The 23017-nt window shown below is 69.1% G+C and carries 21 protein-coding genes; 11 read left to right on the plus strand and 10 right to left on the minus strand.

Features of this window, described 5'->3' with window-relative positions:
* Positions 1 to 13 precede the first annotated feature (13 nt).
* On the minus strand, positions 14 to 2326 hold the full coding sequence (gene rnr, locus A2790_RS09015) for a ribonuclease R (protein ID WP_293390211.1): 2313 nt from the start codon (positions 2324 to 2326) through the stop codon (positions 14 to 16).
* 44 nt (positions 2327 to 2370) lie between these two features.
* Here rnr and A2790_RS09020 point away from each other — a divergent pair, with 44 nt between their 5' ends.
* The gene (locus A2790_RS09020; protein WP_293390214.1) at positions 2371 to 3528 is read left to right on the plus strand and encodes an iron-containing alcohol dehydrogenase; all 1158 of its coding nucleotides are present in this window, start codon (positions 2371 to 2373) and stop codon (positions 3526 to 3528) included.
* Here the strand turns inward: A2790_RS09020 and A2790_RS09025 are convergent.
* The 4 genes from A2790_RS09025 to plsY form a co-directional block, all read right to left on the minus strand.
* Positions 3525 to 4322, minus strand: a complete 798-nt coding sequence (locus A2790_RS09025) for an alpha/beta hydrolase (RefSeq protein ID WP_293390217.1) — start codon at positions 4320 to 4322, stop codon at positions 3525 to 3527. The genes A2790_RS09020 and A2790_RS09025 overlap by 4 nt on opposite strands.
* Positions 4323 to 4375: 53 nt before the next feature.
* Positions 4376 to 7036, minus strand: a complete 2661-nt coding sequence (gene topA, locus A2790_RS09030; protein ID WP_293390220.1) for a type I DNA topoisomerase — start codon at positions 7034 to 7036, stop codon at positions 4376 to 4378.
* A gap of 91 nt (positions 7037 to 7127) precedes the next feature.
* The gene (dprA, locus tag A2790_RS09035; RefSeq protein WP_293390223.1) at positions 7128 to 8228 is read right to left on the minus strand and encodes a DNA-processing protein DprA; all 1101 of its coding nucleotides are present in this window, start codon (positions 8226 to 8228) and stop codon (positions 7128 to 7130) included.
* Positions 8225 to 8878 (minus strand): glycerol-3-phosphate 1-O-acyltransferase PlsY, encoded by a 654-nt coding sequence (plsY, locus tag A2790_RS09040; RefSeq protein ID WP_293390226.1) that lies wholly within the window; start codon positions 8876 to 8878, stop codon positions 8225 to 8227. Before plsY ends, dprA begins: the two co-directional genes overlap by 4 nt.
* Positions 8879 to 9236: 358 nt before the next feature.
* Here plsY and A2790_RS09045 point away from each other — a divergent pair, with 358 nt between their 5' ends.
* Complete coding sequence (locus tag A2790_RS09045; protein ID WP_293390229.1) at positions 9237 to 10733, plus strand: PAS domain-containing methyl-accepting chemotaxis protein; 1497 nt, start codon at positions 9237 to 9239, stop codon at positions 10731 to 10733.
* Positions 10733 to 11194, plus strand: a complete 462-nt coding sequence (locus tag A2790_RS09050; RefSeq protein ID WP_293390232.1) for a chemotaxis protein CheW — start codon at positions 10733 to 10735, stop codon at positions 11192 to 11194. The genes A2790_RS09045 and A2790_RS09050 overlap by 1 nt, the downstream gene beginning before the upstream one ends.
* Before the next feature lie 7 nt (positions 11195 to 11201).
* Here A2790_RS09050 and pyrC read toward each other — a convergent pair whose 3' ends face one another.
* On the minus strand, positions 11202 to 12488 hold the full coding sequence (gene pyrC, locus A2790_RS09055) for a dihydroorotase (protein ID WP_293390235.1): 1287 nt from the start codon (positions 12486 to 12488) through the stop codon (positions 11202 to 11204).
* Positions 12488 to 13468, minus strand: coding sequence for an aspartate carbamoyltransferase catalytic subunit (locus tag A2790_RS09060; RefSeq protein ID WP_293390238.1), 981 nt, complete (start codon positions 13466 to 13468; stop codon positions 12488 to 12490). The genes pyrC and A2790_RS09060 overlap by 1 nt, the downstream gene beginning before the upstream one ends.
* Positions 13469 to 13605: 137 nt before the next feature.
* On the opposite strand from A2790_RS09060, the gene A2790_RS09065 reads away from it, so the two are divergent.
* Positions 13606 to 14112 carry a DUF1993 domain-containing protein gene (locus A2790_RS09065; protein ID WP_293390241.1) on the plus strand — a complete coding sequence of 169 codons (507 nt, stop codon included), beginning with the start codon at positions 13606 to 13608 and terminating at the stop codon, positions 14110 to 14112.
* A gap of 134 nt (positions 14113 to 14246) precedes the next feature.
* Here A2790_RS09065 and ruvX read toward each other — a convergent pair whose 3' ends face one another.
* Complete coding sequence (ruvX, locus tag A2790_RS09070; protein ID WP_293390244.1) at positions 14247 to 14717, minus strand: Holliday junction resolvase RuvX; 471 nt, start codon at positions 14715 to 14717, stop codon at positions 14247 to 14249.
* Between the two features lie 135 nt (positions 14718 to 14852).
* On the opposite strand from ruvX, the gene A2790_RS09075 reads away from it, so the two are divergent.
* The 3 genes from A2790_RS09075 (at position 14853) to gatA (ending at position 17621) form a co-directional block, all read left to right on the plus strand.
* Positions 14853 to 15779, plus strand: a complete 927-nt coding sequence (locus A2790_RS09075) for a sulfotransferase domain-containing protein (RefSeq protein WP_293390247.1) — start codon at positions 14853 to 14855, stop codon at positions 15777 to 15779.
* A 79-nt stretch (positions 15780 to 15858) separates the two neighbouring features.
* Complete coding sequence (gene gatC / locus A2790_RS09080; RefSeq protein WP_293390250.1) at positions 15859 to 16146, plus strand: Asp-tRNA(Asn)/Glu-tRNA(Gln) amidotransferase subunit GatC; 288 nt, start codon at positions 15859 to 15861, stop codon at positions 16144 to 16146.
* A gap of 2 nt (positions 16147 to 16148) precedes the next feature.
* Positions 16149 to 17621: an Asp-tRNA(Asn)/Glu-tRNA(Gln) amidotransferase subunit GatA gene (gene gatA / locus A2790_RS09085; protein WP_293390253.1), complete on the plus strand. Its 1473-nt coding sequence runs from the start codon at positions 16149 to 16151 to the stop codon at positions 17619 to 17621.
* Between the two features lie 147 nt (positions 17622 to 17768).
* Here the strand turns inward: gatA and A2790_RS09090 are convergent, their stop codons facing one another.
* Positions 17769 to 18086, minus strand: a complete 318-nt coding sequence (locus A2790_RS09090) for a hypothetical protein (RefSeq protein ID WP_293390255.1) — start codon at positions 18084 to 18086, stop codon at positions 17769 to 17771.
* Between the two features lie 130 nt (positions 18087 to 18216).
* On the opposite strand from A2790_RS09090, the gene gatB reads away from it, so the two are divergent.
* Positions 18217 to 19716, plus strand: coding sequence for an Asp-tRNA(Asn)/Glu-tRNA(Gln) amidotransferase subunit GatB (gatB, locus tag A2790_RS09095; protein WP_293390258.1), 1500 nt, complete (start codon positions 18217 to 18219; stop codon positions 19714 to 19716).
* A 3-nt stretch (positions 19717 to 19719) separates the two neighbouring features.
* Here the strand turns inward: gatB and A2790_RS09100 are convergent, their stop codons facing one another.
* Positions 19720 to 20235 (minus strand): RcnB family protein, encoded by a 516-nt coding sequence (locus A2790_RS09100; protein WP_293390260.1) that lies wholly within the window; start codon positions 20233 to 20235, stop codon positions 19720 to 19722.
* A 283-nt stretch (positions 20236 to 20518) separates the two neighbouring features.
* Between A2790_RS09100 and A2790_RS09105 the strand changes: the two genes are divergently transcribed.
* The 3 genes from A2790_RS09105 (at position 20519) to A2790_RS09115 (ending at position 22996) form a co-directional block, all read left to right on the plus strand.
* Positions 20519 to 20791, plus strand: a complete 273-nt coding sequence (locus tag A2790_RS09105) for a sel1 repeat family protein (RefSeq protein WP_068874205.1) — start codon at positions 20519 to 20521, stop codon at positions 20789 to 20791.
* Positions 20792 to 20895: 104 nt separating this feature from the next.
* Complete coding sequence (locus tag A2790_RS09110; RefSeq protein ID WP_293390262.1) at positions 20896 to 22164, plus strand: hypothetical protein; 1269 nt, start codon at positions 20896 to 20898, stop codon at positions 22162 to 22164.
* 43 nt (positions 22165 to 22207) lie between these two features.
* Complete coding sequence (locus A2790_RS09115; protein ID WP_293390265.1) at positions 22208 to 22996, plus strand: hypothetical protein; 789 nt, start codon at positions 22208 to 22210, stop codon at positions 22994 to 22996.
* The last annotated feature ends 21 nt before the right edge of the window (positions 22997 to 23017 follow it).

Genomic DNA, 23017 nt, shown 5'->3' on the forward strand with positions numbered 1-23017 from the left:
CGGGGCAGCGGTGTCAGCGGCGCTTGCCGCCCATCTTTTTCTTGCGGCCGGTGCGGATGCCGGGCGGGCGGCCGCTCTTGGGCTTTCCGGGGCCGCCGCCGCCGGGCCGCCGGTCGCCGCGGGCTCGCATGCCCAGGCGGGGGCGTGGGGCGGCCTTGTCGGGGGGCGCAGGCTCGCTCAGCATCTCGAACAGCAGCCCGCCGGTGATGGGCGTGGCCTCCTCGAGGCGAACCTCCACCGTCATGCCCAGCGGCCAGCGCGCGCCGGACCGCTCGCCCACCAGAGCGTGGCTGCGGTCGTCGTGGATGAAGAACTCGCCGCCCAGCTTGGAGATCGGCACCAGGCCGTCGGCGCCGGTCTCGGCCAGGCGGACGAACAGGCCGAAGCGGGTGACGCCGGTGATACGTCCCGTGAACTCCGCGCCCACCCGGTCGGCCAGGAAGGCGGCCACGTAGCGGTCGGTGGCGTCGCGCTCCGCCGCCATGGCCCGGCGTTCGGCGAAGGTGATGACCTCCGCCGTGTCCTTCATGGTGGCGATGTCCCGGTCCGACAGGCCGTCGCTGCCCAGGCCCAGGGCCGTCACCAGCGCCCGGTGGACGATCAGGTCGGCGTAGCGGCGGATCGGCGAGGTGAAGTGGGCGTACTTGGCGAGGTTCAGGCCGTAGTGGCCGATGTTGTCCGTCGAATAGACCGCCTGCATCTGCGTGCGCAGGACCACCTCGTTGACGATGTCGGCATGCGGCCCGTCGCGGGTTTCCTCCAGCAGGCGGTTGAAGCGCTCGGTGCGCGGCGCCTCGCCCTTGGTCCAGGGCAGCCCGAGAGTCGACAGGAAGTCCACCAGCGCCTGGATCTTCTCCTGGCTGGGCTGGTCGTGGATCCGGTAGACCAGAGGCGTTTTCTTCTGCTCCAAGGTCTCGGCGGCGCTGACGTTGGCCTGGATCATGAACTCCTCGATCAGCTTGTGCGCCTCCAGGCTGGGGCGCGGCGTGATCTGGGCGATCTCGCCCTCGCGGTTGATGCTGATCTTCCGCTCCAGGCTCTCGATGGCCAGGGGCGAGCGGGCGTCGCGGCCCTTCTTCAGGCAGGCATAGGCGGCCCACAGGGGCTTCAGCACGGGTTCGAGCAGCGGGCCGGCCTTGTCGTCCGGCTGGCCGTCGATGGCGGCCTGGGCCTGTTCGTACGAGAGCTTGGCGGCCGAGCGCATCAGGCCGCGGACGAACCTGTGGCTGCGCTTGCGGCCGTCTGCCCCGAACACCATCCGTACGGCCATGGTCGCGCGGTTCTCGCCCTCGCGCAGGGAACAGAGGCCGTTCGACAGCCGCTCGGGCAGCATCGGCTCGACCCGATCGGGGAAATAGACGCTGTTGCCCTTGTCCCGCGCGATGCGGTCCAGCTCCGAGCCCGGCCGCACATAGGCGGCCACGTCGGCGATGGCGACCCAGCAGACCCAGCCGCCAGGGTTCTTGGGGTCGTCGTCCGGCTCGGCATAGACCGCATCGTCGTGGTCGCGGGCGTCCTGCGGGTCGATGGTGATCAGCGGGATCTCGCGCAGATCCTCTCGCCCCCCGAGCGTGGGCGGCTGTGCGGCCTCCGCCTCGGCCTCGGCGCCTTCCGAGAAGCCGGTGGGGATGCCGTGGGCGTGGATGGCGATGATCGAATAGGCGCGCGGCTCGTCCTCGCGCCCGACCACCTCCAGCAGCTTGCCTCGCTTGGGGCCGTATCGCGGGCCGTGCGGCTCCACCTGCGCCAGCACCAGGTCGCCGTCCCGGACGTCCTCGCCATCGGGGAGGAGCAGGGTGTCCTTCGACTTGCGATCGACAGGCTCCACCCGGATCTCGCGGCGCACCTTGCGGACCACGCCCAGGATACGGTGCGCGCTCTGGCCCAGCCGCTTGATCAGCCGCGCCTCGGTCTCGCCGTTCTCCAGCGTGACGAACCGCACCAGCAGGCGGTCGCCCAGGCCGGGAGCCCCGCCGCGCGCGTCGCCGCCAGGCGCCAGCGGCACGAGAGGCGCGTCCTCGCCACGGGTCAGTCGCACCAGGAGGTCGCCGTCAGTGGTGCGCTCGGCTACGTCCGCCACGCCCACTTCGGGCAGGGCGCCGGCCTCGGCGAAGCCCTTGCGCCCGCGCTTGCCCAGGGCGCCCTCGGCCTCCATCGTCTGCAGGAGGCTGCGCAGCACCCGGCGGTCCTCGCCCTTGAGGCCGAACGCCCGCGCGATCGCGGCCTTGTCGGTCTCGCCGCTCTCGCGGATGAACTTCAGCAGGGTTTCGCGGTCGGGCACGCCTTTCGCAAAGCGGGTCGACTTCGGCATCTTGGATCGGGCCATTGGTCGTGCTTAGCACCTTTGGCGGCTCAGCGGAGGAACGGAAGATGCTCGCCGGCGCGCATAGGTTCCCAGGCCAGGACCAGGTCGTCTACGGCCGGCCCGCCGTGGAGGTGGTGCGCGAGCTGGCGAAAGCCTGGGGCGCCCGCCGCATTCTGCTGACCACGACCCGCTCGCTGAGGGATGGCGTGGCCGCCGAGTTGGCGGCGGACCTTGGCGATCTTTGCGTGGGCCTGTTCAGCGAAATCGGCGCCCACTCGCCGCGCGAGGGCGTGATCGCCGGCGCGGCGGAAGCCCGCCGGACCGCCGCCGACCTCATCGTGGCCTTGGGCGGCGGATCGGTGATCGACGCCACCAAGGTGATGCAGCTCTGCCTCTGGGCCGGGCTGGAGCGTGCGGAGGAGCTCGACGCCTACCGGGCCGGCCGCGGGCCCGACCGCGTTGAGGTGGCCAAGGTTTCGCCCGGCCTCCGCTTCATCGCAATTCCGACCACCCTGTCCGCCGCCGAGTTCACGCCCTTTGCCGGCGTCAGCGATCCGGCCCGCCGCGTGAAGGAGGGCTACACCCATCCCATGCTGGCGCCGCGGGCGGTGGTGCTGGATCCGGCCATGACCCTGGCGACGCCGCCGCGGCTGTGGGGCTCCACCGGCATGAAGGCGGTGGACCATGCGGTCGAACAGCTCTGCCATCCGGTGCGCGCGCCCTACGCCGACGTCCTGGCCGCCGAGGGACTGAAGCGCCTCGCGCGCGGGCTCACCGCCAGCCATGCCGATCCCGAAGACCTCGGCGCCCGGATGGAGTGCCAGTTCGGCATGTGGCTGGCCATCAGCGGTGTGGGATCGGGCCGCGGCATGGGGCCCAGCCACGCCATCGGCCACACTCTCGGCGGGAGTTATGGGGTCCCGCACGGGATCACCTCGTGCGTGATCCTGCCCGCGGTGCTGGCCTGGACCCATGACGCCGCCCTCGCGCCGCAAGCCCTGATCAGCAGCCTTCTGGGGTATCAGGGCTCGGCCGCCGACGCGGTGCGCCGGCTCGCCGACGGCCTTGACCTGCCGAACGACCTCAAGAGCATCGGCATCCTCCGCAAGGACTTCCAGGCCATTGCCGAGCACACCATGCACGACGGGGGCGTGCGCTTCAGCCCCCGCCCCATCACCGGGCCGCAGGATATCGTCGAGATCCTGGAACTGGCGGCGGACTAGGCCTTCAGGAAGGCGATCATGGCCGGGTACGCGGCGCGGTCCTGCAACATGAACAGGTGGCCGCCGTCGAAGAAGCGCAGCTCCGCGCCCGGGATCCGACCCGCCATCTTCTCCAGCGTTTCGGGCAGGGCGATGCCGTCGTAGCGACCCCCGGCCACCAGGACGGGACAGGCGATGTCCGGAAGCCGATCCCAGGTGTCGTGCTTGGCCCGCGCCTCGAGTTGGCGATGCGCGCCCTCGGCCCGCCCGGGCTCGCCCGCGAACGGGTCGGCCGCCGTGAGCTCGATCAGCTTCGCGTACTCCCCCGCGTGGGCGGCCGCCCAGGTGGCGTCCCGGCGCGTGTCGCTGATCGGGATCAGGTGATGGGCGCGGGCCTCGCCCTTCAGGTCCTCGATCTCGTGGAAGGGGTACGAGGCGCCGCCTTCGCCTCCCGGCGAGGTGCAGGCGAGCACCAGCCGCGTCACCCGCGACGGATGCCGCAGCACAAGCTCCTGCGCCACCATCCCACCGAAGGAGACGCCCAGCACCAGGGCCTCCTCCCAGCCCACGTGGTCCAGCAGCGCCGCGGCGTCGTCCGCATAGTCGGCCATGGAATAGGGGACGTCGGGCTTGTCCGTCCGCCCCAGGCCCCGCTGGTCGTAGGCCACCAGGTCGAACGCGCGCGCCAGCGGCGAGGCGAAGACGTTCGGCTGCACCCGCAGGTCGCCGCCGGTGCCCGAGATGAACAGCAGTCGCGGGCCTTCGCCCGCACGCTCGTAGTGGAAGTTCAGGCCGTTGAGGGTCGCGGTAGGCATGGGTCGACCTTAGTGGTCTTCGCGCCCCATGCCACCGGACTCGCGGTCGGTTCCTAGAACGGCGTCTCGTCGTCGGTGATGGCCGCGGCGGCGGGCGCCTTCTTCGCGGCCGGCTTCTTGGCTGCGGCCTTCTTCTTGGCCGGCGCCTTCTTTGCCGTGGTCTTGGCCGCGCCGTCGGTCGCCTTGGCCTTCGTGGCGCGGGCCGCCGGCTTCTTCGCCTTCTTGCCGCCGCCTTTGGCCTCGCGTTCGGCGATCAGGGCGACCGCCTGTTCCAGCGTCACCTCCAGCGGATCGGCGCCGCGCGGGACGTTGGCGTTGGTCGAGCCGTGCTTGATGTAGGGGCCATAGCGGCCGGACAGCACGCGGATCGGCTGGCCGTCCACCGGGTGGGCGCCCAGCTCCTTCAGCGCCGCCGCCTCTGCCCCGCCTCGGCGACCGGCCCGCTTCGTGGCGATCAGGTCGACGGCGCGGTTCACGCCCACGTCGAAGACCTCGTCCGCCGTCGGCAGGTTGGCGTAGGTGCCTTCGTGCAGCACGAACGGGCCGAAGCGGCCGATGCCCGCCAGGATAGGCTTGCCGTCCTCCGGGTGCTTGCCCACCTCGCGCGGCAGGCGCAGCAGGCGCAGGCCCTTTTCCAGGTCCATGTCGGGCGCCGACCAGCCCTTGGGCAAGCTGGACCGCTTGGGCTTCTCGCCTTCGCCGAGCTGGACGTAGACGCCGAAGCGGCCGGTCTTCAGGAACACGGTCTCGCCGGTCACCGGGTCGATCCCCAGCTCCCGGTCGCCGGTCGCGCCGTCCTCCCCCTCTTCGGCCACCGTCAGCGGTCGGGTGTGGCGGCATTCCGGATAGTTCGAGCAGCCCAGGAACGGCCCGTACTTGCTGCTCTTCAGACCCATGCGGCCGGTGTTGCAGACCGGGCAGGCGCGCGGGTCACTGCCGTCGGGCTTTTCCGGGAACAGGTGCGGGCCCAGCGTCTTGTCGAGCGCGGTCAGCACGTCGCTCATGCGCAGTTCGGCCGTCTCGCCGATCTTGGCGTTGAAGTCGTTCCAGAACTCGCGGAGCAGGACCTTCCAGTCCAGGTCGCCGGCCGAGACGAGGTCGAGGCGTTCCTCCAGGCCGGCCGTGAAGTCGTACTCCACATAGCGGGCGAAATACTCTTCCAGGAAGCCGATCAGCAGGCGGCCCTTGTCCTCGGGCACGAACCGCTGCTTCTCCATCCGCACATAGGCGCGGTCGCGCAGCACCGTCAGGATCGAGGCGTAGGTCGAGGGCCGGCCGATGCCCAGCTCCTCCAGCTTCTTGACTAGGCTGGCTTCGGAATAGCGCGGCGGCGGCTCGGTGAAGTGCTGGTCGGCCTTGGCCGAGCGCACCTTGGCGTCGGCGCCTTCGGCCACCTGCGGCAGGCGGCCGCCTTCCTCGTCCTCGGGATCGTCCTGGCCTTCTTCGTAGACGGCGAGGTAGCCGGGGAAGGTCACCACCTGGCCGGTGGCGCGCAGCCCGGTCTTGCCGTCGGCGCTCTCGAGATCGATGGTCGTCCGCTCGATGCGGGCGCTCTCCATCTGCGAGGCGATCATCCGCTTCCATATCAGCTCGTAGAGGCGGCCGAGGTCTCCCTCCAGGCGCAGCTTGCCGGGGTTGCGGGCCAGGCTGGTCGGGCGGATCGCCTCGTGGGCCTCCTGGGCGTTCTTGGCCTTGCTGGAATAGAAGCGCGGCTTCTCCGGCACATATTCCTTGCCATAGAGGCCGCCGATCACGCCGCGGGCTTCGTCCAGCGCCTCGGGCGCGGTCTGCACGCCGTCGGTCCGCATGTAGGTGATGAGACCCACGGTCTCGCCGCCGATGTCGATGCCCTCGTACAGCTTCTGGGCCGTCTGCATCGTCCGCTGGGCGTTGAAGCCGAGCTTGCGCGCCGCCTCCTGCTGCAGGCTGGAGGTGGTGAAGGGCGGGGGCGGGGACCTACGGCCGGGCTTCCGCTCGAGGGCCGCCACCTTGAACGTCGCGGCCTTGACCGCGTCGCGGGCGGCAAACGCGCTCGTCTCGTTGGCCAGGTCGAACTTGGTGAGACGCTTGCCCTCGTGCTTCACCAGGCGGGCGGTGAAGGGATCGCTGCCGGCGGAGACCTCGGCCTCGACGGTCCAGTATTCCTGGGTCTTGAAGCGCTCGATCTCAAGTTCGCGGTCGACGATGATGCGCAGGGCTACGGACTGCACGCGGCCGGCGGACTTCGCCCCCGGCAGCTTGCGCCAGAGCACCGGCGAGAGGGTGAAGCCCACCAGATAGTCCAGCGCCCGGCGGGCCAGGTAGGCCTCCACCAGCTCCATGTCGAGGTCGCGCGGATTGGCCATGGCCTCGGTGACGGCGGCCTTGGTGATGGCGTTGAACACCACGCGCTGGACCGGCATGTCCTTCAGGCCGCGCTTCTTGTTCAGCACCTCCATCACGTGCCACGAGATGGCTTCGCCCTCGCGGTCCGGGTCGGTGGCCAGGAACAGGCGGTCGGCCGACTTCGCCGCGTCGGCGATCTCGGAGAGGCGCTTGGCCGCCTTGCCGTCGACTTCCCACGACATGTCGAAGTCCTCGTCCGGGCGCACCGAACCGTCCTTCGCGGGCAGGTCGCGGACGTGGCCGTAGGAGGCGAGCACCTTGAAGTCGGAGCCAAGGTACTTGTTGATGGTCTTGGCCTTGGCGGGGCTCTCGACGATGACGAGCTTCATCTAGGGTGTGTCTGATCCAAAAGAGCGCGGAAGGTGGGGGTGGTCTTGCAGGCCTGTCAACGGGCCACGACCGCGCGGTCAAGCCAGCCCCTTAAGGGGCTATTCCTTTCACCACCATCCCGCCCGGCAACAAATCGGCCCGGCCGGCGAGGGTGAGCTCCATCAGGGCGGCGAATACGGCCGGGGCCGGGGCCGCCGCGGCGCGGATCAGCTCGTCCCGGGAAACAGGGGTCGGGGAGAGGAGGTCGGCCAGCCGCTCGCGCAGCCCGTCATCGGCCTCGACCGGCGCCGGCTGGAAAGGCGCAGGCTCCGGCTCGCGCAGGCCGGTAAGGCCCTCCAGCGCCCGCAGCACGTCCTCGACGCCCTCGCAGATCGCCGCGCCCTGGCGGATCAGGTCGTTGGTCCCCCGGGCCCGCGGGTCGAGGGGGGAGCCTGGCACCGCCAGCACCTCGCGGCCCTGCTCGTTGGCCAGTCGCGCTGTGATCAGCGAGCCGGAGCGGAACTCGGCCTCGACCACCACGACGGCGCGGGACAGGCCGGCGATGATCCGGTTGCGGCGCGGGAAGTCGCGGGCGACGGCGGTGCGGCCCGGCTGGTTCTCGGACACCACGCAGCCCTGCTCGACGATCCGGGCGTAGAGATCGCGGTGCTCCGGCGGATAGATGTCGTCGATGCCGCCGCCCAGGACGGCGATCGTCCCGGTGGGCAGCGAGCCCTCGTGCGCCGCACCGTCGATGCCCCGCGCCAGGCCCGAGGCCACCACATGGCCGGCCTGTCCGAGGTCGGCGGCCAGGCCGCGGGCGAACCGTTGGCCGGCGGCCGAGGCGACCCGCGCGCCGACGATGGCCACGACCTTGCGGTCCAGGAGGCCGGGATCGCCCCGCACCCAGATGAGCGGCGGGGGTGGGTCGAGCGCTGCGAGGGCCTGGGGAAAGTCCGGCTCGCAGGATGCGATCAGGCGGGCGCCGAGCGCCGCGCCGTCCGCCAGCTCCCGATCCGCCTCCGCCGCGTTCGCGATCCGGATGCCGGCCGCCCGGCCGCCGCGGCGGGCCAGGTCGGGGAGGGCGGCCAGCGCCAGCGAGGCCTCGCCGAACCGTCCGATGAGCTGGTCGAAGGTGACGGCGCCCACGTTCTCCGTCCGCGCCAGCCGCAGCCAGTCGCGCCGCTGGGCGTCGGTGAGCTGACGGGTCACCCTTGGGCGCTCTCCGTGGATCCCTTGGCGGCGCCGATGCGGGGCTCCTGGCCCTTCAGCAGCCGCCGGATGTTCTCGGCGTGGCGCACATAGACCAGCAGCGCCATGAACAGCGCCAGCAGCGCGATCGCCCCGGGGCGGCCGAGCAGCAGGGCCACCAGGGGGGCCACGGCCACCGCCACCAAGGCGGCCAGGGAAGACATCCGGAAGAGGAAGGCGACGATCAGCCAGGTCGCCGCCGCCGCCAGCCCGACGGGCCAGGCCGCCGCCAGCATGGTGCCGAAGAAGGTCGAGACGCCCTTGCCGCCCTTGAAGCCTAGCCAGACGGGAAACAGGTGCCCCAGGAACGCTGCCCCGGCCGCCAACGACGTCAGCACGGCCTGCTGTTCCGCCGTCCCGTCGCGGGTCGCCAGCCAGGCCAGCAGCACGGCCACCGCGCCCTTGCCCCCGTCGCCCAGCAGCGTCAACAGCGCCAGATCCTTGCGGCCGGTGCGCAGGACGTTCGTCGCCCCGATGTTGCCGGATCCGATCGTCCGCACATCGCCCGCGCCGCCCAGCCGCGTGGCGATCACGCCGAACGGGATCGATCCCAGCAGATAGCCGCCGGCCAGGGCGGCTCCGATCATCACGGCGTTCAAGGACTCTGACATGGACCCTCCCAATCGCCTTGAGTCCTAGCGTGGCTCGCCGTCCGCGTCAGCGTCGGTCTCCACGGGCCATACAGACCCCCTGCGACCTGTTCAAGAACAAAAGATGAACTATGGGGCTAGGGCAGCTGCCGGTTGCGGGGGAGGGGCGCGCAATCCGGGCGAGTATAAGACTTTGGTATAGTTGCGCCTATACCATTCGATATACCTCAGGGTGTCACGATAATCTGTATATCCGCCGACGTACCCATAATGGGGTAGGTATTCTCACAACTTATACAAAGTTAAGGGTGGTTGAGCCACTCGTTCGCCGAACAACGTCATTCCCGCTGCGGCGGGAGTCTGCAGCAAGGGTTTGGTGATGAAACTGTTCGGCGGCGCCTCGGGCGCCAAGGCGGCGGATGCTCATGTTCGCAGCCTGGAAGGCATGGTCGCGGCCATCGAGCGTTCGCAGGCCGTGATCGAGTTCGAGCTCGACGGCACGATCGTCCGCGCCAACAAGAACTTCCTGGACACCCTGGGCTATGTCGAGAGCGACGTCGCCGGGCGCAAGCACGCGATGTTCGTCGACCCGCAGGAGGCGGGCAGCCCGGCCTATCGCGAGTTCTGGCAGACGCTGAACCGCGGCGAGTTCGTCGCCGCCAAGTTCCGCCGTATCGGCAAGGGCGGGCGCGAGGTCTGGATCCAGGCTTCGTACAACCCGATCCTGGACGCCGCGGGCAAGCCTGTCCGGGTGGTGAAGTTCGCCACCGACATCACCGCGACCGAACATGAGCGGATGCAGAACGACGCCGCCCGCGCGGCGACCGAGAAGGAGCAGAACGAGGTCGTCTCCATCCTGGCCGACGGGCTGAAGCGCCTCTCGCTTGGGGACCTGACGGCGACGATCACTGCTGACTTCCAGGGCGCCTATGCCCGGATCAAGGAAGACTTCAACAGCGCCACGTCCAGCCTGCGCTCGGCGATGGGCTCGGTCCTGCACACGACCGGCGCCATCCGCAGCGGCGCGGACGAGATCTCCTCGGCGTCCGACGACCTGTCGCGGCGCACGGAGCAGCAGGCGGCGAGCCTGGAGGAGACCGCCGCGGCGCTGGACGAGATCACCGCCACGGTGAAGCGGAGCGCCGAGGGCGCGAAGGAAGCCTCGGCCGTCGCGTCCGGCGCCCGGACCGAAGCGGAGCGCTCCGGCGAGGTGGTGCGCGAGGCGGTGTCCGCCATCCACGACATCCAGCAGAGCTCGGCCAAGATCTCGAACATCATCGGGGTGATCGACGAGATCGCCTTCCAGACCAACCTGCTGGCGCTGAACGCCGGGGTCGAGGCCGCCCGCGCCGGAGAGGCTGGCAAGGGCTTCGCGGTGGTCGCGCAGGAAGTGCGGGCTCTGGCCCAGCGCTCGGCCGAGGCGGCGAAGGAGATCAAGACCCTGATCTCCTCGTCCGGCGCCCAGGTCGACCGCGGCGTGAAGCTGGTGACCGACACCGGCCAGGCGCTGACCGCCATCGTCGAGCGGGTCGCCAGCATCGATGGCCTGGTGTCCGAGATCGCCCAGTCGGCTCAGGAGCAATCCACGGGGCTCGGTCAGGTGAACACTGCCGTGAACCAGATGGACCAGGTGACCCAGCAGAACGCCGCGATGGTGGAGGAGGCCACGGCCGCGGCGGCCCAGCTCAAGCGCGAGGCCGTCGAACTGGCCCAGCTGGTGGAGCGGTTCGAGGTGGGCGAGCAGGCGCCGGCCGCGGCCCGGGCAGCCCCGGCGCGGACGCCCCCCGCGCGCACCCAGAACGACGCCGCAGGCCTGCAGCACAAGCTGCGCGTCGCGGTGGGCGGCGGCGGCGCCAGCGACTGGAGCGAATTCTGATGTCGGCCGCGTTCGACACGCACGGCGCCGTCGAGCTGATCCTGCTCGAAGTGGCCGGGGCGGACTTCTGCATCGACATCCGCTCCGTGCGCGAGATCCGCGGGTTCACCGCCTCCACCCCGCTGCCCCAGGCGCCGGACTTCGTCCTGGGGGTGATCAACCTCCGCGGCGCGGTGATGCCGGTCCTGGACCTGCGGGCCCGGCTGGGACTGGGCAAGACCGAGGCGTCGGGACGGCACGTCATCGTGGTGGTCCATCACGAGGACCGCCCGGCGGGCCTCCTGGTCGACGCCGTGCAGGAGACGATGATCCTGCCGATGGACCAGCTCCAGCCGCCGCCCCGTTACGACAACGGCCCCGGGGAAGCGTTTGTCGACGCCCTGATCCCGCTGGAGGGCCGCATCCTGAGCCGGCTGCACGTGCCGTCGTTGTTGCCGCTGGAGGTTCTGGAGGCCGCCTGACCGGGCGCTAAGCCGCGTAGACCGTCCGGCCGTCCACGACCGTCCGCAGAACCTTTCCCTGCAGCCGGCGGCCGTCGAAGGGGGAGTTCTTGGACTTCGACACCAGCTTGTCGGCGTCGATCCGAACCGGCGCGTCGAGGTCGCACAGCACCAGGTCCGCCGGCGCGCCCTTGGCGATCCGGCCGGCCTGCAGCCCCAGCAGGTCCGCCGGCGCGACGGTCACGGTGCGGATCAGGTCGATCAGGGGGATCCGGCCTTCGTGGTGGAAGGCGAGCAGAGCGGCCAACAGGGTCTGCAATCCCACGGCGCCCGGCGCGGCCTCGTCGTAGGGCAGGCGCTTGTCCTCGGCCGGGGCCGGCGCGTGCGCCGAGACCACCACCTGGATCAGGCCCGAGGCCACCGCCTCGATCACCGCCTGGCGGTCGTCCTCCGACCGCAACGGCGGGTCCAGCTTGCAGAACGTGCGGTAGTCGCCGATGTCGATCTCGTTGAACGACAGGTGATTGATCGAGGTCGTCGCCGTGACCGCGAGGCCGCGGTCCTTGGCCCGCTTCAGGCTCTCCAGGGCCGCCGCTGTCGTGATCTGGTCGACGATCAGCCGCGCGCCGGTCAGCTCGGCCAGCGCCAGGTCGCGCTCCAGCATGATCTTCTCGGCGACGGCCGGAACGCTGGGCAGGCCCATGCGCGCGGCGAACTCGCCCGACGTCGCGGCCGCGCCGGCCGACAGCCACGGGTCCACGGGCCGGTGCGCGACCGGCGTGTCGAACGCCTTGGCGTACATCAGGACCCGCTGGAACACCTTCGAATCCACGATCGGCCGGTCGGCGTCGGTCACATAGAGGCAGCCCGCCTCGTGCATCAGGCCGATCTCGGCCATTCGCTTGCCTTCGCAGCCCTTCGTGGCGGCGCCCGCGGGGTAGACGTGCACCAGCTCGATGTCCCGGGCCCGGCGCAGGATGAAATCGACCACCGACGGCTCGTCCATCACCGGGTGGGTGTCGGGCTGGACGACCATGGTGGTCACGCCGCCGGCCGCGGCGGCCATGGCGGCGGACTTCAGCGTCTCCTTGGGCTCGGCCCCCGGCTCGCCGGTCTTTACCCGGACGTCGATCAGGCCCGGGATCAGGAGGGCGCCGCCGGCGTCCACCACCTCGACGTCGGCCGACAGGGCGCCGAGCCCGCCGCCGCGGACCACGTCGGCGATGACGCCTTCGGTGACGATGATGGCGCCGGGACCGTCATAGCCGCTCGCCGGGTCGACGATACGGGCGTTGGTGAAGGCGACGGGGCGCATCAGCGGTCGTTCTCCAGGCGCGCGGCCAGCGAGGTCAGCACCGCCATGCGGGCGGCGACGCCCATCTCCACCTGGTCCTGGATCAGGCTGACTGAGAGGTCGTCGGCGACCTCCGAGTCGATCTCGACGCCGCGGTTCATGGGACCCGGGTGCATCACCCGCACGTGCGGCGCGGCGAAGGCCAGTTTCTCGCGGTCCAGGCCGAAGAAGCGGAAATACTCGCGCTGTGACGGCGCCATGACCCCGTCCATCCGCTCCAGTTGCAGGCGCAGCATCATCACCACGTCGCAGCCGGCGATGCCCTTGCGCATGTCGTGGAAGACCTCGACGTTCCAGCGGTCCGCGGACGGCGGGATCAAAGTCGGCGGCCCGACCAGGCGCACGTGGGCGCCCAGCATCTGCAGCAGGGCGATGTTGGACCGCGCCACGCGGCTGTGCAGGACATCCCCGCAGATCGCCACCTTCAGCCCGGAGATGTAGCCGAACGCCCGGCGCATCGAGAGCGCGTCCAGCAGCGCCTGGGTCGGGTGCTCGTGCTGGCCGTCGCCGGCGTTGATCACCGAGCAGCCCACCTTCTGCGAGAGCAGCGACGCCGCGCCCGACGAGGCGTGGCGCACGACCAGCAGGTCGGGCTGCATGGCGTTAAGCGTCACGGCCGTGTCGATCAGGGTCTCGCCCTTGGAGATCGACGAGGACCGCGGGCTCATGTTGACCACGTCGGCGCCCAGCCGCTTTCCGGCCAGCTCGAACGAGCTCTGGGTGCGGGTGGAATTCTCGAAGAACAGGTTCATCAGCGTCCTGCCCTTGAGCAGGTCCAGCTTCTTCGAGGTCTGCCGGTTCAGGCTGACGAATCCGTCCGCGAGATCCAGCAGGTTCGCGACCTCGACTTCGTTGAGGTCGGTGGCGGACAGGAAGTGGCGTTTGGGGAACGAGAAGGTCCGCTGCAGGACCTCGTTCAGACCGGGGGGCGCGGCGCTCATTAAAGCGCGGTCTTAGAGCGGCGCGGGCGGCAAGGGAAGCGAGCGCAACGCCCGATCCCCAACTTCCTCGGCCTGCGCCGTTGCGAAGCTGTGCCGCCGGTCCCTACATCCAGGCGAACCACTCCCGGGGGAAACCGATGACCGTCTGCCTGTTCACCTTCGTCGAGCTCTATTCCAAGGGGCTCGGCACGCTCGAGAACCTGCTCACCAAGGGCGCCGCCTTCGCCGCGTCCCAGGGCGTCTCTGAGGGCGACATGCTGGACTGGCGGCTGATCGACGACATGAATCCGCTGCGGTTCCAGGCAAACGTCGTTCTCAACTTCGCCCGCCAGTGGCCGGCGCGCGCAGCCGGCCTGCCGGTTCCGGCGGACGTTCCGGAGAACCTCGACCTGGCGGGCTACAAGGCCGCCATCGCCGAAGCCAAGGCCTATCTGGCCGGCCTGAAAGCCGAGCAGTTCGAGGGGCGCGACCAGGTTCCCATCACGTTCAACCTCGGCCAGTTCGAGCCGACGCTTCCGGCGGGCCAGTGGCTCTCCAGCTTCGCCACGACCAACTTCTACTTCCACCTCTCCACCGCCTACGGGATCCTGCGCCACAAGGGCGTCCCGATCGGCAAGCCGGACCTCTTCGCCGGCGGGCTCTGATCGCGCCGTCCCCGTCCCGAAGAGGAAGGGGGAGGGGGACCACGAAGTGGTGGAGGGGGCTGCCTTGCGCCCCCTCCGTCTCGCCGCTGCGCGGCAATCCACCTCCCCCGCGTCGCGGGGGAGGAGCCTGCGGATCAGGCGGCGTTGCGCAACCGGTCCAGCGCCCCCTGGAGGATCCAGGCGGCGGCGGCCTTGTCGACCACCTCGGCGCGGCGGGCGCGGGTGGTGTCCGCCTCGTCGATCAGCATGCGGTTCACCGCCATCGAGCTCATCCGCTCGTCCCAGAACGCGATGGGCAGGTCCTTGAGGCGCAGCACGTTGCGGGCGAAGGCGCGACAGGACTGCGCCCGCGCCCCCTCGGTTCCGTCCATGTTCACCGGCAGGCCGATGACGATGGCCTGGGCCTCGCGGCTCTCCATCAGCTTGAACAGGGCGTTCGCATCGTCCGTGAACTTGGTCTTGCGGATGAGCTGCAGGGGGCTGGCGATCGAGCGCCCGGCGTCCGACACGGCCACGCCGATGGTCTTCTCGCCGAGGTCGAGCCCCACCACGGCCGCATAGCGGGGCAGGAGGGCGGGGAGGTCCAAGAGATCGACGACGGCCATGCGGCGCCTCCTAGCACGAAACCCGGATGCATCGGCCCCCTCGGCGTTTTCGCGCACCCGCTCGGCGAAGTCGCGCATTGTGGCGCTTCGGCGCGTCCGAGTATCAGCGTCGTCCGAACGACGAAGGAGAACGCCGTGGTGAACCGTCACCCGATCTGGCCGACCAAGACCCGCGACCTGCACAACCACCACATGGATTCCACCATCTGGGACCGCTTCGCCTTCCGCGACGACGACGTCATCGTGGCCACCTATGCGAAGTCCGGCACCACCTGGACCCAGCAGATCGTGGGCCAGCTCGTGTTCGCCGGGGCGCCCGATGTGCCGATCAACGACATCTCGCCCTGGCTCGACCTGCGGATCATGCCGCCGGATACGATGGCGCAGCTGGAGGCCCAGACCCACCGCCGGATCGTCAAGACCCACCTGCCGCTGGACGCCCTGACCTTTTCGCCCAAGGCCCGCTATCTGTACGTGGCCCGCGACGGCCGCGACGTGCTGTGGAGCCTTTACAACCACCACGCCAACGCCAACGACCTCTGGTACGAGCTGCTGAACGAGACGCCAGGCCGGGTGGGCCCGCCGATCGGGCGGCCCGATCCCGACATCCGCCGCTACTTCCTGCACTGGCTGGAGAACGACGGGCAGCCGTTCTGGTCCTACTGGGAGAACATCGCCACCTGGTGGGCGGCCCGCGAACTGCCCAACGTGCGCCTCGTCCACTTCAACGCGCTGAAGGCCGATCCCGAGGGCGAGATGCGGGCCATCGCCGACTTCCTGGGGTGCGACATCCCGGAGGACCGCTGGCCGGCGATCCTGGAGCACTGCTCGTTCGACTACATGAAGCAGCACGCCGAGAACGTGGCGCCCCTGGGCGGCGCGATCTTCGACGGCGGGGCGCAGACCTTCATCAACAAGGGCGTCAACGGCCGCTGGCGCGACGTGCTGACCGCCGAGGACTGCGCCGCCTACGAGGCCCGCGCCCTGGCCGAGCTGGGGCCGGACTGCGCCTACTGGCTGGCGACCGGGCAGCCGGCCGGAACCGCGCGCACGGCCGCCTAAACGCGGCCCAGCGGCGGGGATCGCTTGCAAAGGCGCCCCCGCCGCGGCTAACCCACGCCCTCTGACTTAGGAGGGCCCCATGGCCATCGACGCCGCGACCGTGCGCAAGGTTGCGAGGCTGGCGCGCATCGCCGAGCCGGAAGAGAAGCTGGAGCCGCTCGCCAAGGAGCTCTCCGGCATCATGACCTGGATCGAGCAGCTGAACGAGGTCGACACCAACGGGGTCGAGCCGATGACCACCTCGGTGGCCATGAGCCTGCCCATGCGCGACGACGTCGTCACCGACGGCGGCGATCCGGCCAAGGTGCTGGCCAACGCCCCGAAGACCGCCCGCGACTTCTTCATCGTGCCCAAGGTTGTGGAATAGCCATGTCGGACCTCACCGGGCTCACCCTGAAGGCCGCCCTCGACGGGCTGGCCGCCAAGACCTTCTCGTCGGAAGAGATCACCAACGCCCACCTCAGCGCCATCGAGGCGGCCAGCGCGCTGAACGCCTTCGTCGTGAACACGCCGGACAAGGCGCTGGAGATGGCCAGGGCCTCCGACGCCCGCCGCGCCAAGGGCGAGGCGGGGCCGCTGGACGGCGCGCCGCTGGGCATCAAGGACCTGTTCTGCACCGAGGGCGTGGAATCCACCGCCGCTTCGAAGATCCTGCGCGGCTTCAAGCCCGTCTACGAGAGCACCGTCACCTCCAACCTGTGGCGCGACGGCGCGGTCATGCTGGGCAAGCTCAACATGGACGAGTTCGCCATGGGCTCGTCCAACGAGACCTCGGCCTGGGGGCCGGTGGTGAACCCCTGGCGCGCCCAGGGCGGCAACGCCGACCTGACCCCGGGCGGCTCGTCCGGCGGCTCGGCCGCGGCGGTGGCGGCGGAACTCTGCCTGGGCGCCACGGCCACCGACACCGGCGGGTCGATCCGCCAGCCCGCGGCCTTCACCGGCACGGTCGGGATCAAGCCGACATACGGCCGCTGCTCGCGCTGGGGCATCGTGGCCTTCGCCTCGTCCCTGGACCAGGCCGGTCCCATGGCCCGGACGGTCGAGGACACCGCCATCCTGCTGAAGTCCATGTCGGGCCACGACCCGAAGGACTCGACGAGCATCGACGCCGAAGTTCCTGATTTCCCGAGCTTCTGCGGCAAGTCCGTAAAGGGCCTGCGGGTCGGCATCCCCAAGGAATACCGCGTCGACGGCATGCCGCCCGAGATCGAGAAGTTGTGGGAGCAGGGGATCGCCTGGCTGAAGGAGGCCGGCTGCGAGATCGTCGAGGTCAGCCTGCCGCACACCAAGTACGCCCTGCCGGCCTACTACATCATCGCCCCCGCCGAGGCCTCGTCGAACCTCGCCCGCTACGACGGCATGCGCTACGGCTTGCGCGTCGACGGCGCCAACCTGACCGACACCTACGAGCAGACCCGCGCCGAAGGCTTCGGCGCCGAGGTGAAGCGTCGCATCCTCATCGGCACCTACGTGCTCTCGGCGGGGTACTACGACGCCTACTACCTCAAGGCGCTGAAGGTGCGCCGGCGCATCGCCGACGACTTCGACCAGGCCTGGGAGAAGGTCGACGCCCTCTTGACGCCGACCGCCCCGTCCGCCGCCTTCGCCCTGGGCGAGAAGTCGGACGATCCGGTGGCCATGTACCTGAACGACATCTTCACGGTGACGGTGAACCTCGCCGGCCTGCCGGGCATGAGCGTGCCCGCCGGCGTCGACGCCCAGGGCCTGCCGCTGGGGCTGCAGCTCATCGGCCGCAATCTGGACGAGGGGACGCTGTTCTCGCTGGGCTCGGCGATCGAGAAGGCCGCGGACTTCCGCGCCAAACCGGCGAAGTGGTGGTGAATGTCTCCCTCCCTTAATGGGGAGGGAAAGCTCGTCGACAGACGAGCAGGGTGGGGGAGCAACGATCCGGCGCCGAGCCTGATCCGGCGTTCCCCACCCTGACCGCTTTGCGGTCTGTCCCTCCCCATTAAGGGAGGGACGCCGACCCTACTGGATCTTGTCGAATTCGGCCTGGATGGCCTTCAGCTTGGCGTCGTCCAGGGCGCCCTGGCTCATCGGCGCGACCTGGGCCAGCGTCATGGTGGCGATCTGGTCGTAGAACTGCGGGATTTCCGGCAGGGCGGCTTCCAGGGCGGCCTTGGCCTTCTCGTTCTTGATGATGTCGCCGATCGGCGTGGATTCGACCGAGAGCTTGCTCTCGGCGGGCGCGGCGGCGGCGGCGGCGTGGTCCTTGTGGTCCTGCGCCAGGGCCGGCGCGGCGACCGCGGCCACGGCGAGCGCGGCGGCGAAAGCGAGAGTCTTCATTTGGGTGTTCCTTTTCCCCGGTCTAAGCGCCGTTAAGACGCGTGGAACTTTGAGTCTATTTCCAGGCAATTGCGCAAGAGGGCATCTGCATGCGCTTCCCGTCCGGCCCGGGCGGCGCTAGTACGCGGGCATGAACGACGCGACCAACGCCAAGCAGATCCAGGGCCGCACCGGCCCCTGGGAGATCGTCCTCGGCCTCGAGGTGCATGCCCAGGTGTCGTCCAACGCCAAGCTGTTCTCCGGCGCCGCCGTCGGCGCGGGGGCCGCGCCCAACGCCCAGGTCAGCCTGGTGGACGCCGCCATGCCCGGCATGCTGCCGGTCATCAACCGCCACTGCGTGGAACAGGCGATCAAGACGGGCCTGGGGCTGAAGGCCAAAATCAACGAATGGTCGCGCTTCGACCGGAAGAACTATTTCTATCCGGACCTGCCCCAGGGCTATCAGATCAGCCAGTTCAAGGACCCGATCGTGGGCGAGGGCGAGGTCACCGTCGAGCGCGACGACGGCTCCACCTTCACCGTGCGCATCGAGCGTCTGCACTTGGAGCAGGACGCCGGCAAGAGCCTGCACGACCAGGACCCGAACGCCACCTACGTGGACCTGAACCGCGCCGGCACGGCCCTGATGGAGATCGTCTCCCGGCCCGACATGCGCACCTCGGAAGAGGCGGCCGCCTATGTGAAGAAGCTGCGCACGATCCTGATCTACCTGGGCACCTGCGACGGCGACATGGAGAAGGGCAACCTGCGCGCCGACGTGAACGTGTCGGTCTGCCGCCCCGGCGCCTACGAGAAGTACCGCGAGACCGGGGATTTCAGCCACCTGGGCACCCGCTGCGAGATCAAGAACGTCAACTCGTTCCGCTTCATCCAGCAGGCGATCGAGTACGAGGCCCGGCGCCAGATCGAGATCCTGGAAGACGGCGGCAAGATCGACCAGGAGACGCGCCTGTTCGACACGGTGAAGGGCGAGACCCGCTCGATGCGCTCGAAGGAAGAGGCGCACGACTACCGCTACTTCCCCGACCCCGACCTCCTGCCGCTGACGCTGGATCCGGCGTGGATCAAGCGCATCGAGGCGGGACTGCCCGAGCTGCCCGACGCCAAGAAGGCCCGGCTGCAGTCGCAGTACGGCCTGTCGGCCTATGACGCCGGCGTGCTGATCATCGACCAGGCCCGCGCCGACTTCTACGAGGCGGCCGCCAAGGGCCGCGACGCCAAGCTGGTGGCCAACTGGGTGACCAACGACCTGGCCGCCCGCCTGACCGCCGGCGGCCTCGACATCGCCGCCTCGCCGATCAAGCCGGCGGCCATCGCCGAGCTGGTGCAGCTGATCGAGGAGGGGGTGATCTCGTCCAAGATCGCCAAGGACGTCTTCGAGCGCATGTGGGCGGGCGAGGGCGCACCCGGCGAGATCGTCGAGAAGCAGGGCCTGAAGCAGGTCAGCGACACCGGCGAGCTGGAAAAGATCATCGACGACCTGATCGCCGCCAACCCCGGCCAGGCCGCGCAGGTGAAGGAAAAGCCCCAGGCCATCGGCTGGTTCGTGGGCCAGGTGATGAAGGCCACGGGCGGCAAGGCCAACCCGGGCGTGATCAACCAGCTGCTGAAGAGCAAGCTGGAAGCCTAGGCGTCAGTCCACCCGGTCGAAGATCCGGCCGCTGCCCATCTCCACCAGGGCGAAGCCGTTGCCCATCCGCACCCAGGCGTACCCCTGGGGCGGCGGCCGCAGGCGGTAGCGCCGGTAGTCGCCCACCACGTCGCCACGATAGCCGTCGGGCACATAGCCGCGCCGGGTTCCCGGCGTCGGGCGCATGTAGTTGGGCCGCGGGCCCTGCATGTAGTCCGGGCGCCTGCGGTCGTCGTCGCGCCGCCGCTCCTCATAGCGCGGTCGCTCGTCGACATACCGGGGGCCGTCGTCGTCGTAGCGCGGACGGTCGCGGCCGCGGTCGTCCCGCCGGCCACGATCGGCGTCGCCACGATCCTGGCGGCCGCGCCGCTCATAGCCACGCTCCGGGCCGCGCCCACGGTTCTCCTGCCGCTCGGCGCGCCGGCCCTGGTCTCCGTCGCGGGCGAGGGCGGGCGCCGCCAGCGGCATGGCGGAGGCCACGCTGGCCGCCGCCGCCAACAGGAGGATCAGGCGTTTCATCTTGGCGTGGATCATGGCGGGAACTGGCTGAACTCTCCCTGAACGACGTCGTCCGACCCGCGTCCCACCCGACATCTAGGACGCAACCGCCCCGCAGGTGAAGCCGCGCGTGCGACGCATCACGTTCGCCGAACGGGTGCGGTGGAATGTCCCAGGGGCGAATCCTGACGATTCCACAACGGCGGCCTTAACCATGTGTTCAGCGCAAGCTTGGTTTTCTGCGACCCGTGGATCGGTGAGGGGCTCGAAAATCGAGGCCGCCGGTTCGACGAGGATAGAAACCATGCTGGCGAGCATCGACATGAAGTCCGACGCCCTGCCGCTGCCGACTCCGGACGCGACGGGCGACGAGTTGTTCCGTATGGGCCTGCTGTATTCCACGGGCCAGGGCGGCGCGCCGCTCGACTACGTCTCGGCGCACATGCTGTTCAACCTGGCCGCCATGCGCGGCTCGATCGAGGCCAAGGTCTACCGCAAGGAGATCGCCCACGAGATGGCCTCCGAAGACGTCGCCGAGGCCCAGCGCCAAGCCCGCCAGTGGCTGGCCCAGGGCTGAACGTCTGATTTCGTAGGACCGGTCCGCACCGGCGGTTGCGGCGGGGCGTGCCCCTTGGCGAGGGGGCGCGCAGCCAGCTACGGTATTCCGGGCTGGGGGAGCGGTTGCATCTGGATGAATCGTCATCAGAGCGGTTGCGCGCGGCGGGTGGTTCCTCACTCTGGCGCGCCTTCGCTATTGGCCTCGCGCAGGTCACGCGCCTCGCGTTGCCTGTTCTTTTCCTGCCCCTGATCGCGCGCGAACTCGCACCAGAAGAGGCGGGTCGCTATCTGCTATACTTTCAACTTGCCGCTTACTTCGCGATTTTAGCCGAGTTCGGCAGCACGATTTACCTGGCGCGGCGTCTTGCTTTGACGTCTGGGCCGCGCGCAGCCGCGTCCGCGTTCTGGGCGGACTACGTATCGCGATTTCTGCTGTTCGCCGCAACCACGCCGCTCGCCTGGGCTGTCGGCCTGTGGCTGGGCGGCGACGGGACGTTGTTGGCTTTCTCTATCGCCTCGGGGTGGCTGCTGGGTGCGGGCCTCCCGATATTTCGCCAGTTCGCCGGTTCGATCTCAAGCGCTGTAGCGATCGAGCTCGCGACAGTGGCGATTTACGTTGGGGGAATGTCGACTCTCTTTCTATGGCGGCCATCCGCCGTGGCCGCGCTCGGGGTGTTTGTCGCCTCGCTTGCGGTTTCACATCTTGCGCAACTTGGCGCGCAGGGCCGTGTGGTCGGTTCGGGGGCCCGTATGTCGGTCAGACGCGCATGGCGCCTAGCGCGCCACCGATGGCGTCTCCTCGCGCTCCGAGGTTTCGGTGCGCTGCAATCCCAGGCGACGATTCCACTCCTGGGGGTCATGCTGGGCGCTTCACAGGTTGCGCTCTACGGGATGGGCGAAAGGCTGTTCGCCGTGACCAGCAATCTGATGATGGTCGTACTTTCCGTGAGCTCTCCCGTCCTAATGCGCTGGGAACTCTCGGGCGACGGCCGGCGCCGTCGGCGCGTAGCAATTTTCGCGCTTGCCGCCTTAACAGGATACGCACTTGTCTGCGCAGCTATGGTCCTCGTTTCCAGTCGGCTCGTCACCAGCATATTCGGCCCGCAATACGCGCCTTCTGCTCAGTATTTCCCCGCCCTTTCAGTAATTTATACTATTCAAGTCGCGGGTATCGTTGGCCTCGCCGCCTTCGTCGCGCCCCGGGGACTGGGTGCGGCGATGCTGCCCGCGTTCGCAATTGGAGCAGTCGTTATGCTCGTTGGAGGAGCGGCGGTCGCCAACCTTGGTGTCCCTGCGGTTCTCGGCGTTCGACTCGTTGCCGAACTCTCGATCCTCATCGCGGTCATTGTCGTCGTGCGCAGGAACCGCTCAATAGGTGCAGGACGGGAATAGACAAGTTGAGATAGCTTTGCCTTGCGCAAACACGGCGGTTCGCATGGCTTCATTGTCCCTCGTAGCTTTTGAGCATGAACTCAACCGGGTGCTCCCGCTGTACGATGGGGGGCTTAGGGAGTTTATCGTCGACCATGAGAGCCGCGGAAAAGAACGTCGCCAGCTCGGGGCAGATACAGAGATCAACGAGGCGCCACTGGCGGCGATCGAACCGTTGGCCCGGCTCAAGGGCGTGCGTGTTCATTGTCGGATCAACGCCTGGTGCGAGGACAGCCATGACGAGATTGAAAGGGCTATCGGGAGCGGGGCGTCGCGGATCTATCTGCCGATGGCGCGCGGGCGGGGCGAGGTCGAGGCGTTCTTGCGAGCTGTGGACTCGCGGACTGAGACCGCGATCCTGATCGAGACAAAAGCCGCAGTGGACGGGGCTGACCAATTTGGTGACCTTCCCCTGAACGCTGTCTTTGTCGGCCTGAATGACCTTGCGATCAGCCGGGGGCAAAAATTCATCTTCACGGCCTTGCGTGATGGCAGCATTGATCGAATCCGAGCCGCCGTTCCGGCAATTGAATTCGGATTCGGCGGCGCGACCTGCATCGATTGCGGGGATCCCATTCCTTGTCGAATGCTGTTGGGTGAACTTGCTGCCCATCGCGGCGGCTTCACCTTTATGCGACGGTCCTTCCGGCGTGACATTGTCGGGCGAGATATTCCGAGCGAACTGGCACGACTGCAAGTTGCGTGGCTCGAGCTCCTGGGCCGAACCGATTCGAAGATCGAGCGTGATCGGGTCGAGCTGCACACGTTGATCCGGAGCTTAGAGCCGGCGTGAGATTTGAGGAGCGGATACACG

It is taken from the genome of Phenylobacterium sp. RIFCSPHIGHO2_01_FULL_69_31, from assembly GCF_001824475.1.
GTDB lineage: Bacteria > Pseudomonadota > Alphaproteobacteria > Caulobacterales > Caulobacteraceae > Phenylobacterium.